Origin of the sequence: Priestia sp. HNGD-A6 (assembly GCF_045784335.1) — a bacterium.
GTDB lineage: Bacteria > Bacillota > Bacilli > Bacillales > Bacillaceae_H > Priestia > Priestia zanthoxyli.
Map to the genome: position 1 here is coordinate 300,056 of NZ_CP138621.1, position 11,930 is coordinate 311,985.

General features: G+C 37.5%; 15 protein-coding genes. 12 read left to right on the forward strand and 3 right to left on the reverse strand.

Annotated features, from left to right (window positions below; genetic code table 11):
• The first annotated feature begins 100 nt into the window (after nt 1-100).
• Together SCI76_RS01620 and mug are read left to right on the forward strand one after the other, a co-directional pair.
• Nucleotides 101-1,438: a coiled-coil domain-containing protein gene (locus SCI76_RS01620; RefSeq protein ID WP_407544960.1), complete on the forward strand. Its 1,338-nt coding sequence runs from the start codon at nt 101-103 to the stop codon at nt 1,436-1,438.
• 68 nt (nt 1,439-1,506) lie between these two features.
• On the forward strand, nt 1,507-2,019 hold the full coding sequence (gene mug / locus SCI76_RS01625) for a G/U mismatch-specific DNA glycosylase (RefSeq protein ID WP_063247954.1): 513 nt from the start codon (nt 1,507-1,509) through the stop codon (nt 2,017-2,019).
• A 20-nt stretch (nt 2,020-2,039) separates the two neighbouring features.
• On the opposite strand, the gene SCI76_RS01630 is transcribed toward mug, so the two are convergent.
• Together SCI76_RS01630 and SCI76_RS01635 are read right to left on the reverse strand one after the other, a co-directional pair.
• The gene (locus SCI76_RS01630; protein WP_048020774.1) at nt 2,040-3,149 is read right to left on the reverse strand and encodes a metallophosphoesterase; all 1,110 of its coding nucleotides are present in this window, start codon (nt 3,147-3,149) and stop codon (nt 2,040-2,042) included.
• 147 nt (nt 3,150-3,296) lie between these two features.
• Nucleotides 3,297-3,596 (reverse strand): hypothetical protein, encoded by a 300-nt coding sequence (locus tag SCI76_RS01635; RefSeq protein ID WP_048020775.1) that lies wholly within the window; start codon nt 3,594-3,596, stop codon nt 3,297-3,299.
• A 156-nt stretch (nt 3,597-3,752) separates the two neighbouring features.
• On the opposite strand from SCI76_RS01635, the gene SCI76_RS01640 reads away from it, so the two are divergent.
• The gene (locus SCI76_RS01640) at nt 3,753-4,253 is read left to right on the forward strand and encodes a metallophosphoesterase (RefSeq protein ID WP_048020777.1); all 501 of its coding nucleotides are present in this window, start codon (nt 3,753-3,755) and stop codon (nt 4,251-4,253) included.
• Nucleotides 4,254-4,288: 35 nt separating this feature from the next.
• On the opposite strand, the gene SCI76_RS01645 is transcribed toward SCI76_RS01640, so the two are convergent.
• A complete protein-coding gene (locus SCI76_RS01645; protein WP_014459961.1) occupies nt 4,289-4,513 on the reverse strand; it encodes a hypothetical protein in 225 nt (74 codons plus the stop codon).
• A gap of 149 nt (nt 4,514-4,662) precedes the next feature.
• On the opposite strand from SCI76_RS01645, the gene SCI76_RS01650 reads away from it, so the two are divergent.
• From SCI76_RS01650 to SCI76_RS01690, 9 genes are all read left to right on the forward strand, one after another.
• Nucleotides 4,663-6,645, forward strand: a complete 1,983-nt coding sequence (locus SCI76_RS01650) for a methyl-accepting chemotaxis protein (RefSeq protein ID WP_394531687.1) — start codon at nt 4,663-4,665, stop codon at nt 6,643-6,645.
• 79 nt (nt 6,646-6,724) lie between these two features.
• Nucleotides 6,725-6,862 (forward strand): hypothetical protein, encoded by a 138-nt coding sequence (locus tag SCI76_RS01655; protein ID WP_014459963.1) that lies wholly within the window; start codon nt 6,725-6,727, stop codon nt 6,860-6,862.
• Nucleotides 6,863-7,060: 198 nt separating this feature from the next.
• Nucleotides 7,061-8,497 (forward strand): FAD-dependent oxidoreductase, encoded by a 1,437-nt coding sequence (locus SCI76_RS01660; protein ID WP_407545235.1) that lies wholly within the window; start codon nt 7,061-7,063, stop codon nt 8,495-8,497.
• Nucleotides 8,494-9,057 (forward strand): MFS transporter, encoded by a 564-nt coding sequence (locus tag SCI76_RS01665; protein WP_048020783.1) that lies wholly within the window; start codon nt 8,494-8,496, stop codon nt 9,055-9,057. Before SCI76_RS01660 ends, SCI76_RS01665 begins: the two co-directional genes overlap by 4 nt.
• 101 nt (nt 9,058-9,158) lie before the next feature.
• Complete coding sequence (locus tag SCI76_RS01670) at nt 9,159-9,350, forward strand: hypothetical protein (RefSeq protein ID WP_033579061.1); 192 nt, start codon at nt 9,159-9,161, stop codon at nt 9,348-9,350.
• Nucleotides 9,351-9,468: 118 nt separating this feature from the next.
• Complete coding sequence (locus SCI76_RS01675) at nt 9,469-9,660, forward strand: hypothetical protein (RefSeq protein ID WP_048020785.1); 192 nt, start codon at nt 9,469-9,471, stop codon at nt 9,658-9,660.
• A gap of 398 nt (nt 9,661-10,058) precedes the next feature.
• Nucleotides 10,059-10,403, forward strand: coding sequence for a DUF2294 domain-containing protein (locus SCI76_RS01680; RefSeq protein ID WP_048020788.1), 345 nt, complete (start codon nt 10,059-10,061; stop codon nt 10,401-10,403).
• A 188-nt stretch (nt 10,404-10,591) separates the two neighbouring features.
• Nucleotides 10,592-11,386 (forward strand): formate/nitrite transporter family protein, encoded by a 795-nt coding sequence (locus tag SCI76_RS01685; protein ID WP_048020790.1) that lies wholly within the window; start codon nt 10,592-10,594, stop codon nt 11,384-11,386.
• Between the two features lie 295 nt (nt 11,387-11,681).
• Nucleotides 11,682-11,873, forward strand: a complete 192-nt coding sequence (locus tag SCI76_RS01690) for a hypothetical protein (RefSeq protein ID WP_048020791.1) — start codon at nt 11,682-11,684, stop codon at nt 11,871-11,873.
• Nucleotides 11,874-11,930: the final 57 nt, after the last annotated feature.

Here is an 11,930-nt window from a genome sequence, read left to right on the forward strand (position 1 = left end):
AAATACAGTGAACTTTACATAAATTGTCAGACTTTTATACATATTGATACATAATTAGAAATTACTAGTTTAACAGAGCGAGAAAGCGGAGGAATTCATATTGAAAAAGAAAATGCTTTTACTTAACACAATGGTTTTATTAGGCCTAGGACGAGTTTTATCAACTCCAGCGTATGCCTCTACCATTCAGGATATGGAATCACAAAAATCTCAAATTCAAAATCAACGCCAAGATGTGCAATCTAACATCAAAGCAGCTTCTGATGAATTAACACGCCTTCAAGCAGAACAAGATCAAATGAAAGCACAGCTTGAGCGATTAACATTAGCAGAAGAAGAAAATAATAAAAAAGCCCAAAAAACAGAAGCGGATATTAAAGAAACGTCTAAACAAGTAGACCAGCTTGAAAAAGAAATTAAGCTGCTTCAAGAAAAACTTGAAAAGCGAAATGATATTTTAAAAGATCGTGCACGTTCCATGCAAGAAAGCGGCGGTAACGTAGAGTATTTACAAGTTTTACTCGGTTCTTCAAGTTTTGGTGATTTTGTAGACCGCGCGCTAGCTGTTTCGACGATTGTAGATGCAGACCGCGGTATTTTAAAAGAAACTAAAAATATGCAAGACGAACTAAAAACAAAACAAGCAGATGTTAAATCTAAGCTTGCTAGCTTAGAAGATATGAAGGCAGAACTGGATGAAATGACTGTCCAGCTAGCAGCTCAAAAGAAACAAAAAGATGCGTTGGCAAAAGAACTAAAAGATAAAGAAGCAAAAAATGAAGAACTAAAAGCTTCTCTACAATCAAAAGACAGCTCTCTTGCGAATGAACAGTCTACGCTTGAACAAAATATTAAAGATCAAAAAGCGGCGGAAGAAGCAGCAAGAAAAGCAGCTGAACAAGCAGCTAAAGAGGCAGCTAAGAAAGCAGCCGAACAAGCTCAAAAAGCAGCGGCAGAACCAGCTGAAAAAGCTGATTCGCCTTCTCCTAAAGCAGCACCAAAAGCAAGCAGCAATGATGTTGCACCTACAAGCGCTCCGGCTCCAAAAGCTAGCAATGTTGTAACGGTAGGAAACCGCTGGATTGGAAACTCTGCTTACGTATTTGGCGGAGGACGCAGCCAGTCTGATATTAACCACGGTTTATTTGACTGCTCGTCATTTGTACACTGGGCATATTCTCAAGTTGGTGTTAACCTTGGGCCTCTTGGATCTGTAAGTACAGAAACGTTAAAGCATGCTGGAACGCAAGTGTCTTCTAGTCAAATCCAGCCTGGAGATCTTGTTTTCTTCGATACATATAAAAAAGACGGACACGTTGGTATTTATGTAGGCGGCGGCAAGTTCATCGGTGCTCAAAGCTCAACAGGTGTTGCAATTGCAAACATGAGCAGCGGCTACTGGAAACAAAAATTCAACGGACGCGTAGTTCGTATTTAATAGGGTATAGTAAAAAGAAAACATCCAATTTGGATGTTTTCTTTTTACATTGTAAGGAGCGTATGACTATGAACTCTATTTTTGATCATATACAGCCCAACTTAGATATTTTATTTGTCGGTTTTAACCCAAGCATCCGTTCCGGTGAAACGGGTCATCATTTTGCTAATCCAACCAATCGTTTCTGGACGATTCTTCATAAAGCAGGTTTAACAGATCGTAAATACCATCCCGAGGAAGATCACTGGCTGTTACAGCTAGGATACGGTTTAACAAATATTGTGGAGCGTCCTACAAAGGCAGCTGATGAGATTACAAAAGAAGAATATGCAGAAGGCAGAGAAATCCTAAAGAAAAAAATCGCTACATACACGCCTAAAATCGTTTGTTTTGTTGGAAAAGGTGTCTATCAGCAGTACAGCGGACGCAAGCAAGTGAGGTGGGGCAAACAAGAAGAATCGATGGTATCAGGAATAATGGATTTTGTTGCCCCGTCTTCAAGCGGGCTCGTTCGGATGAAAATAGATGAAGTAGTGGCTATTTACGCAGAACTTCCGAAGTTGCTGCGTACATTAAAATAGAGAAAGCCTTAGGGCTTTCTCTATTTTGTAAATGAAATATCAATTTGAATAATTTCTGACCGGCTTCCGATTCGAAGAGGAGGACCCCAAAAGCCAAATCCTGAAGAGACAATGGTATGCAGCTGATTAGTTTGTTTGTAGCCCCAATCAATTTCAAATAACCGCTTTGTGATCAAATGATTAGGGGCCATTTGTCCTCTGTGAGTATGACCGCATAAAAGTAAATCTACGCCTGCTTGTTCCGCTTCTTTTAAAGAAAGCGGCTGGTGATCCATCGCAATGACTGGAAGAGAACGATCCGTTTCACTCGCTAAATCGAAAAAGCTGTCTCGATTTTTATCCGTCTTATCTTTTCTTCCAATTAAGTACAAGCTATCGCCTATGTTTAACACTTCATCCATTAAAATAGGAATGTTCATTTCTTTCATTCTTTCCACAAACTGAGGGATCTTCCCACCGTAATACTCATGGTTTCCCAAAATTCCATATGTGCCTAAAGGCGCTTTGAGCTGCTTCATCATATAATCCATTTCTTTTTTAAAGAATACGTGGGGATCATCGTCAATAATATCTCCAGGAAGTAAAATAAGATCTGGCTGTATCTTTTGTACATGAGTGATTAGCCGCTGTAAATGTTTTTTGCCGGACAATGTGCCAAAGTGCATATCAGATGCTACGGCAATGCGAAGGTTTTTCCGATTCGTCTTTTTAGCAAGCGAAATTGTATATTTTCTTACTACAGGACTGTAAGCATTATACGTACCGTAAGCAAAAATGAATAAAAAAGCAGCAATCATGAAAAGTCCGATTGAATCGATAGCTGTAGAAAGCGAAGCGCCTAGAAAAGTGAGAATATATACGGCTAGATTACTTATAGGAAGCAAAAGGACTGAATATTGAATAAATCCTAACCAATACGATCCTACAACCTTAAACATGCTCACTTGTTGAAAGGCACGACTGATGATAAAGGAATAAGCAAAAAACACAACGATCACCGTAAGAATCCATTTGTTTTCCACTTCAAACATTGTGTGAAGCCACACCCAAGCGTTCCATCCGATGTACAGAACGAATAAATTATATAAAATAACAACTAAAATAGACCTTACTAACACACTTACTTTCATACGCTAACCTCTTTTCTTTCATCCGTAATTCCACTATAGCTCATTTTTATTGCTTCAACAAAATTTTATCTCTTCTTTCATCAATAAAATTTTTGCCTGTTGCACAAACGAAAAAACACACCTATAAAACAAGGTGTGTTTTTTGTATTAATGATGGTGATGCGCGTGGTAAAGGCTGCTAATCACAAATTCAGGCTCTGGAACGTGGAAATATTGAATCCATACGCCTTCTAAAAATTTCTCGCGTTTATCTAAAACGATATCGATATCTTTATCTGTTTTTACGATTTCATCATGTTCAGTCGGCGTATCGAATTTCCAATCATAATGCGCATGATCACCGTGGTCGATAGTTACATATACACGGATCATTTTTCCTTGACCTTCTGGGCTAGCCAAGGCATTTTTTAATACTTTTGCTGCGTTTCGATTAATTTTTACTTCCATTTCGAAAACTCCATTCTGTAACTTAGTATGTAAAGTATTTTCGCAAACTTAAACGAAAAAGAGAAATTTTTTGCCTGACGCTCCGTATAGAGTTGCTTCATTACAACATAATACGCTACACTACACCATATTGAATGAAAAAGGAGCGTATCATAAATGAAGATCGTTATTTTAGGTGACACTCATATCCCCAAAAGAGCGAAACATTTTCCAAAAAGACTCCTAGCCGAACTGAAAACAGCTGATGCGATTATTCATACCGGAGATTTTCAAACGATAGATGTCTACAATGAACTGCGCGTTTTTGCTCCTGTACACGGCGTGATTGGAAATGTGGACAGTGAAGAGCTTCAGCAAGTACTTCCAACTTCATTACTTCTTCCGTTTGATGATGTTACGATTGGCGTAGTCCACGGTCATGGCAAAGGAAAAACGACTGAAAAACGTGCACTTTTGGCATTTGAACATCAACAAGTCGATGCAATAATTTTTGGTCATTCTCATATTCCTGTTCATAAACAAATTGGTGATATTACATTGTTTAATCCAGGTTCCGCTACTGACAAGCGGCGTCAAAAGCAATTTTCGTTTGGACTGCTGTACATACAAAAAGACACGCCGCACTTTGAACATGTTTTTTATGATTCTAAAGACTAAAACAAGAGGGTACTCTTGTTTTAGCACTTTTACGTTTACGTTGTGTGGTCTAAATGAGCGATATATTCGTGAAGCTTATTTTCTTCATAGTCGTTTAAGTCATGCATCGGAATAACCTGCTGAGTTTGAGGATCCGTTCCTCTTACTTCCGCAATTTTTACTCCTTCTTTATAGATATTAAAAATATCTTTTTCTTCTCCGCGCTGAACCTTTTCTGTTTCAAACATTGAAAAAGACTTGCTGTTTTTACTTTCTTCCATTAAAATCACCTACTTTTTTTATCGTACTCTTATCTTTTCACTCCCATTGTTAATTATGTATACACTCGATGACTAAAGGAATATGAAGTCTTGCCGATAGAAAGGAAGTGCACGATCACTTTTAACTACAGAGAGAGAGGCTACATAGCATGGAGAGAGTAAGAAAAAAAAGGTCCCTTAATAACTTTAAGACAAAGCTGGTGCTAGCATTTGCAGCGATCTTATTAGTGCCATCTGTTACGATAGGTGTATCAGCTTACATAACAGCGAAACATGAAATTGAAAACCAAATTATTAACACAGCACAGCAAAATGTACAGTCCATTAATTCGGTGATTGACGATACCATTGGACCAAAAATTCATGATGTAGAGTTTTTTGCATCAGTGGTAAACAACGAGCGCTACAATGAAAAAGATATGGCTACTTTAAGCAAAGATTTTAACTTATATGCTTCGCTTCATCCGGAAGCCGTCAGCATTTTTACAGGAAATCAGCAGGGGAAGTTTATTCAAGCGCCTAAAAAAGTGACAAAAGCAGGCTATGATCCCAGAAAACGAGATTGGTACAAGCTAGCCATGCAAAACAAAGGGAAAACAGTTGTCACTGAACCTTATCCCTCAGCCTCTACAGGTCAAACCGTTATTACTGTAGCAAAAACAATGGCTGATGGCACAGGGGTTATTGCTTTAAATTTAGATATAAGCCGCATCAATAAAGCTGTCAGCAAAGTGAAAATCGGAGAAAAAGGATATCCATTTCTTTTAGATGGAGAAAGAAAATATATTGTTCACCCTACGGAAAAAGCAGGTACAAAAGCAACAGATTCTCTTTTTGACAAGCTTTATGCAAAGAGATCCGGATTCTTTGAATATACCTTTAACGGTGATGAAAAAAAGATGGTCTTTACGACAAATAAAACAACGAACTGGAAAGTTGCAGGCACTATGTATTCATCAGAAGTGAGTGAAGCAGCACATCCTATTTTTTACAAAACACTATTTATTATTGTAGTTTGTCTGATAATCGGGAGTCTTACCATTTTTGTGGTGTTACAATCGATTATTAAACCGCTCAAACAGCTTAAGAATCAGGCTCTAAGCGTTAGTGAAGGAGATTTGACAACAGCGATTACCGTCAATTCAAAGGATGAAATCGGTGAGTTAGGGTATGCTTTTAGTCAGATGCAAAACAACCTTCGTACATTAATTCAAAATGTTGAAATGAGTGCAGAACAAGTGGCTGCTTCTTCAGAAGAGCTAACGGCCAGTTCACAGCAAACGAGCGCTGCGACTGAACAAGTATCGGTTGCGATACAAGAAGTGGCTTCTAGTGCGGAAAAACAAACGGCTGTTATTGACCAAAATGCAGCTTCTTTAGATGAGATTGTCCAAGGAGTTTCTACCATTGCCAAGCGTACAGAAACTGTTTCTCAGCTATCAAATCACACAACGTCTGAAGCTGTAGAAGGCGGAAAAGCCGTGAGAGAAACGGTCGAACAAATGGAATCCATTTCTCAATCCGTCGAGCTATCTAATGCAACGATTCGCACTTTGTTTCAACGTTCAAAAGAAGTTGGAACCATTTTAGAAGTAATCAGTGGCATTGCTGCTCAAACAAATTTACTAGCCTTAAATGCTGCAATCGAAGCGGCACGAGCTGGAGAACATGGAAAAGGGTTTTCCGTTGTAGCAGCAGAAGTAAGAAAGCTGGCAGAACAATCACAAGTGTCCGCGTCTCAAATTTCTGAGCTTATTCAAGCTATTCAACAAGATACTCAGGAATCTGTACATACAATGGAGCAAGTTACAAACAAAGTTGAAGAAGGACGAACAATTTCACAAACGGCTATTCAAAAGTTCGAACAAATTCTAAGCAGCATGAACGAAACGACTCCGCAAGTAGAAGAAGTGGCTGCGACTGCTCAGCAAATTTCAGCAGCGGTTGAAGAAGTGGCTCGTACAGCAGGTGAAATGGCAATCCTTGCTAAAGGAAATGCAGCTACATCTGAAGAAGTGGCTGCATCAACTGAAGAGCAGCTGGCTTCAATGGAGGAAATTGCTGTTTCCGCACAATCTCTGTCTCAAATGGCAGAACAATTGACAGCACTCATTAGCAAATTTAATTTGTAAACTTTCGTCAAATCGTCATAGACCTCTTTTATATTGGAAAAAGTAGAACATACACATATGAAAGAGGTGACAGTATCCGATGGAGCAAACAAAAATGACCTTTGAGCCAGCTTCAATTAACGATGATATGCATGCGAAGCTTAAACAACTAGAAGAGCAGTTTCAACAAACGTTGGGAAAAAGAGTAGCTTTAGTTGCATACGAAGCTGAAAAATAAAAAAACAAAAAAAGAAAAGACCTAGTGTCTTTTCTTTTTTTGTTTCAATAAGGTTAACATACATTAAATTACAAGCTTTTTTCATATACTTTCTCAAAATAAGTTATAATATAGTGTAAAAATACACTATATTAGTGTTATTTCACTTTTTGTATGGTATAATTTCACAGAAATAAAGAAAGGAGCTTACAGTTTGTGATGAAGAAAAACCTGTTGTTAGGATCTTTTTTATCTTTTTATCTAGTAGGTTCGTATACCTCATATCATATCTATAAACAGCAGCAAACCCGTCCTGTAACGGAGGATGTTGCACAGCTTCTTCCTACAAAAGTTAAAGAAATAAAGCATGGGACCACTGAAAAACAGCTTAAAAATTGGGTGAAAACTGCTTCACAGCATCATGAAAAAATAGCGATTTCAGGGATGCAGCACAGCCAAGGAGGGCAGACGTACTATCCTAATGCTATTTTACTTGATATGAAGCAGTACAATAAAATTATAGATTACAAGCCCCGTCAAAAAGAAATTACGGTTCAAAGCGGGACAACGTGGAATGATATTCAGCAATATATACATAAAGACGGCCTTGCTCTTCAGGTTATGCAATCACAAAATATTTTTACCGTTGGAGGTTCTATCAGCGTGAACGTACACGGCAGAGATATTCGATACGGTTCTTTAATGGATACGGTCAAATCTATGCGTCTACTGCAGGCGGACGGATCTATTATCGAAATTAGCCGGACGAAACACCCCCAGCTGTTTTCTTTAGTAAACGGAGGCTACGGGTTATTTGGGGTCATTTTAGATGTGACGCTTCGTTTGACGGACGATGAATGGTACGAAGATGAAATTATTCGCTTAGATTATAGGCAGTATACAGCGTATTTTAAAAACTACGTACAGCAGAACCCTGACGTTCGTATGCATATGGCGCGTATTTCTGTTTCTCCTAATCAATTGCTAACAGATATGTACGTCACAAACTACTGTTTATCTTCTCAAAATACTTCTACTGCAAACGAACCGCTCAAGACAGAAAAAATAGTGGCACTTCCTAAATTTATGCTAGGGCTGTCTCGGTATAGCGACTGGGGCAAAGATATGCTGTGGGAAACACAAAAGGCTTATTTCTTAAAACAAAATGGACGGCTTGAAACAAGAAATAATGTTATGCGTTCTGAAAGTGATTTTATGGAATACGAAAGTGCTAGCCAGACGGAAATTTTGCAAGAATACTTTGTTCCAGTTGATGAATTTGCTTCTTACATCGATGATTTACGTCAAGTGTTATCAACTGAGGAATTAAATTTATTGAACATTACCGTTCGCTATGTAGAGAAGGATAATAAAGCCGTCATGTCTTATGCAAAAGACGATATGTTTGCTCTTGTTTTACTTATTAACCAGAAAAGAGACAATCAAGGCATCTCTGATACACAAAGAGTTGTCCGAAAAATGGTGGATGTGACGCTGCAGCATCAGGGAAGCTATTACTTGCCTTACTACGGCTACCCAAGCAAGAAGCAATTAGAAGAGGCTTACCCTCATACAACCGCCTTTTTTAATTTGAAAAGAAAATATGACCGGAACGAAACGTTCGTTAATTTATTTTATAAGGAGTATGGAAAATGACGTACAAACAACTCTTACATTCACAAAGCCTGATGATTACCGCAAGCAGTATTGTGTTTCCTTTTTACCTTTTACTGCTTCGAAATCTTGGCGATAGCTATTCACAATTTGGCTTAGCTTACGGAATTTTTGCTTTAACCGCAGCTTTGAGTCATCCGTTGATCGGTTCATGGAGTGACAGAGTAGGAGAAAAGCGCTTGCTTCTTTTATATACGTTTGGGATGGCCGTTGTTATGATTGTGATTCCTGTTTTAACAACGATCACACAGGTGTATATCATTCAAATTATAATGGGTCTGCTTGGAGCTCTTCAAAAAACAGCAGAAAAAATAGCGTTATCTAGGCAGACAGATCGTGATCACACAGGAAAACAAGTAGGACACTATCATTTATGGACCTCTATATGGGCAGCCTTGGCCGTTATTGCAACAGGGTATATCATTGATTTTCTGACAATCGGAAGCCTTTTTTACATCACTTCGTTTATGTACGTAGCGGCAGGGGTATTAATATGGCAAAAACCAAAAACAATCGAGCTTGAACGCCACCATTCGCTGTAAAAGCATATATGGACAGGTCACCTGAATTTTTTAGTTCGTACAGTAAGATACTATAAAAAATTTATGTTCTCCCGATATAAGTACTGAAAGGAGAAACGTTTATGCAAGGTATAAGTATATCAGGGCAAGATGCATGGTCTTCTATTATAGTATCGTTCGCTATTTTCATCATTATATGGGGTCTGATTCCAGGCTTAACTATAAAGTATTTATGTAAAAGTCAAACACTAGGTATAGCAAGTTTTTTTATCGGTATTGTCTATGGAGTTAAAGCGGGTCATTTTCTTATTTAAATACGGTTTAGGTTAAATAAGGAAGCTTGGACCGCTATTAGCTAAGTGGGAGTCCCTTTTGTTTCCTGTTATTTTTTTAGAGCAATTCTCCATAATAACAGTTAAAGAGGTGAATCCGATGACAGATAACAATGTTGGGTTTGGAGTTAACGGAAGCGAAGAGACTAGAAAAAAATCTACTGTTTCTAGTAAACCTCCTATATCTAATGATGTACAACAAAATCAAAAACAAGATAACTACGAAAAGCTTAGCCATCAACTAAATTCATTATCTGATGATGAATTTAGAGCAGATCGTGATGAAGATTAAGGGCTACCTATCAAAAAAGAATATTTAAATTAAATAAAGTATTATGAAAGTAAACTAAGTGGATTCCATGACTTTAACGTGATAGCATTAAGTACTGGTACAAACATACCACTTGACTATTTTGACATGCTATCTTGTCAAAGTTCTTAGTTATTTCTTTAATAACTGAGAATTCATTTGTAACCTTTAAGTAGAGATATAAAGGTAATCCTTCACTTTAATAAGTGAAGGATTTTTTTTATCATTTCGTAATGATTTTGCGATTGTTTGGATTAACGGGGATAAAACAGATACATTGTATACAATGTAAACGTCGTCATGTATAATGTAACTTATTCTTAGTTGAAAACTTGAATGAGCAGGACAGACATACTCGAGATAAGCGGAGGCATACACCGGTGTCTAAAAAAATACATGATTTTAATGATATTATCCGAAAGCTGCGCAAAAAACTTTTTGGAAAAGGTCCAGAACGAATTCATACTGTATTCGTTCAAAACATGGCTATTTCAACTTTGTACGGCAACTTAACGCCAGCTGAACAATTTATCGCGAGAACAACCGAAGGTAAAGAGACGGTACATATGGCAAGAACGAAGCTTATTCAAAACCTTTATGCTTCATCTCCTCCAGAAGGACTTGAAGACTTGTTAGGAGCTAAGCTGAACTATTTATTTTCCGATATCAAAGTGGAAGAAGATATCGCCGTTTCCGTATTTGTGTTCGAAACCAATATTCAGTAGAACAACGCAAAATACATAATTTAATTAAATGAAAGAGAAGTAGGATCTGCTTGTTTTTTATTTAGTTTTATTATAAATAATGATGACTGATATACTGTAAAGAAAGTGCAGGATTATTAGGCAGCATTCAAAAACCTTGTGTAAAAGGTGTTTTTGAGTGCTGCCTTTTTTAATTAAGGAGGAGTTTTATGGCATTTCACAAGCCGGATAAAATGTTAAACATCGCTTTAGAAGCGGGGGTTTCAAAGACGAAGTTATCCCTTTCTTCTATTCTTATGCTTGGGTTTCTAGGAGGCGCATTTATTGCGCTTGGTTTTTTACTAGATGTGCGCGTCATTGGTAATTTACCAGCTGAATGGGGAAGTTTATCAAATCTTTTAGGAGGGGCCGTCTTTCCTGTAGGTCTTATGCTGGTAGTACTTGGCGGAGCAGAGCTCATTACGGGGAATATGATGTCTGTCTCTATTGCCCTGTATGCAAGAAAAATTTCGCTTCGTCACTTGCTTCATAACTGGTTTTGGGTCACGCTTGCTAACTTTTTAGGTGCCGTATTTATTGCGTATTTCTTTGGACATATTGTCGGGCTAACAGAAACGGGGCCTTTTTTAGATAAAACGGTAGCAATTGCTCAAGCTAAAATTGACGACTCATTTTTTAAAACGCTTATTTCTGCCGTGGGCTGCAACTGGCTTGTATGTTTAGCTATTTGGCTTTCATACGGCGCTGACGACGTTACGGGGAAAATTCTTGGTATTTGGTTTCCGATTATGGCATTTGTTGCGATTGGCTTTCAGCACGTTGTAGCCAATATGTTTATTATTCCCGCCGCTATTTTTGCAGGTCACTTTACGTGGATTGATTTTATGACAAATATTATCCCTACCTTTATTGGAAATATGATAGGTGGTGCTGTATTTGTAGGCCTTATTTATTTTTCTTCTTATCAACAGAAACAAAAAGAACGATTAAAAAAAGCTTCTTAATCAGGATTTATCAGTTGTCATTAAAAAAGCAGTCTCTTAGTAAAGAGGCTGCTTTTTTGATAGTGAAAGGTGAAAAAATGTACTTTTAACAATTTATGTATGATAACATATAAATCGATTAGAATATGGTACGATGAGCGTTTGAATCCATAATATTATTTCCATAATAATATTATGGTTAACTAGATGTTGATTAATACATTCGCAATTGAATATCTAGTACTACTTACTGTTTTATATGATTCATATGCAAATCATATTTAATAACTTACTAACGCTAATGGAGAGTGAAAAAATGAAGTTCATGCTTGCTGTTTTATTGATTATACTTGGTAGTATTTTAGTTGGTTTGACTAGTAACAGTCTAGGCGCAACAGGTAATAACATCATGCATTTAGCTGGAATTGGGTGCCTTATAGTAGCTATTTTTATAGCAAAAGGCAAAAAAGATATCAAACACCGTACAAAAAAGGAATGCGATGTTTAATCACGCATTCTTTTTTGATGTAAGCAGCTCTAGGCCTTTGTCGTCCACTTTTTCTTA

Coding starts and splice junctions, on each gene's coding strand:
- SCI76_RS01690 (WP_048020791.1), top strand. CDS start 11,682: ATGAAGTTCATGCTTGCTGTTTTATTGATTATACTTGGTAGTATTTTA.
- SCI76_RS01655 (WP_014459963.1), top strand. CDS start 6,725: ATGGAGCAAACAAAAATGACCTTTGAGCCAGCTTCAATTAACGATGAT.
- SCI76_RS01630 (WP_048020774.1), bottom strand. CDS start 3,149: ATGAAAGTAAGTGTGTTAGTAAGGTCTATTTTAGTTGTTATTTTATAT.
- SCI76_RS01635 (WP_048020775.1), bottom strand. CDS start 3,596: ATGGAAGTAAAAATTAATCGAAACGCAGCAAAAGTATTAAAAAATGCC.
- SCI76_RS01665 (WP_048020783.1), top strand. CDS start 8,494: ATGACGTACAAACAACTCTTACATTCACAAAGCCTGATGATTACCGCA.
- SCI76_RS01660 (WP_407545235.1), top strand. CDS start 7,061: ATGAAGAAAAACCTGTTGTTAGGATCTTTTTTATCTTTTTATCTAGTA.
- SCI76_RS01685 (WP_048020790.1), top strand. CDS start 10,592: ATGGCATTTCACAAGCCGGATAAAATGTTAAACATCGCTTTAGAAGCG.
- SCI76_RS01675 (WP_048020785.1), top strand. CDS start 9,469: ATGACAGATAACAATGTTGGGTTTGGAGTTAACGGAAGCGAAGAGACT.
- SCI76_RS01640 (WP_048020777.1), top strand. CDS start 3,753: ATGAAGATCGTTATTTTAGGTGACACTCATATCCCCAAAAGAGCGAAA.
- SCI76_RS01670 (WP_033579061.1), top strand. CDS start 9,159: ATGCAAGGTATAAGTATATCAGGGCAAGATGCATGGTCTTCTATTATA.
- SCI76_RS01645 (WP_014459961.1), bottom strand. CDS start 4,513: ATGGAAGAAAGTAAAAACAGCAAGTCTTTTTCAATGTTTGAAACAGAA.
- mug (WP_063247954.1), top strand. CDS start 1,507: ATGAACTCTATTTTTGATCATATACAGCCCAACTTAGATATTTTATTT.
- SCI76_RS01650 (WP_394531687.1), top strand. CDS start 4,663: ATGGAGAGAGTAAGAAAAAAAAGGTCCCTTAATAACTTTAAGACAAAG.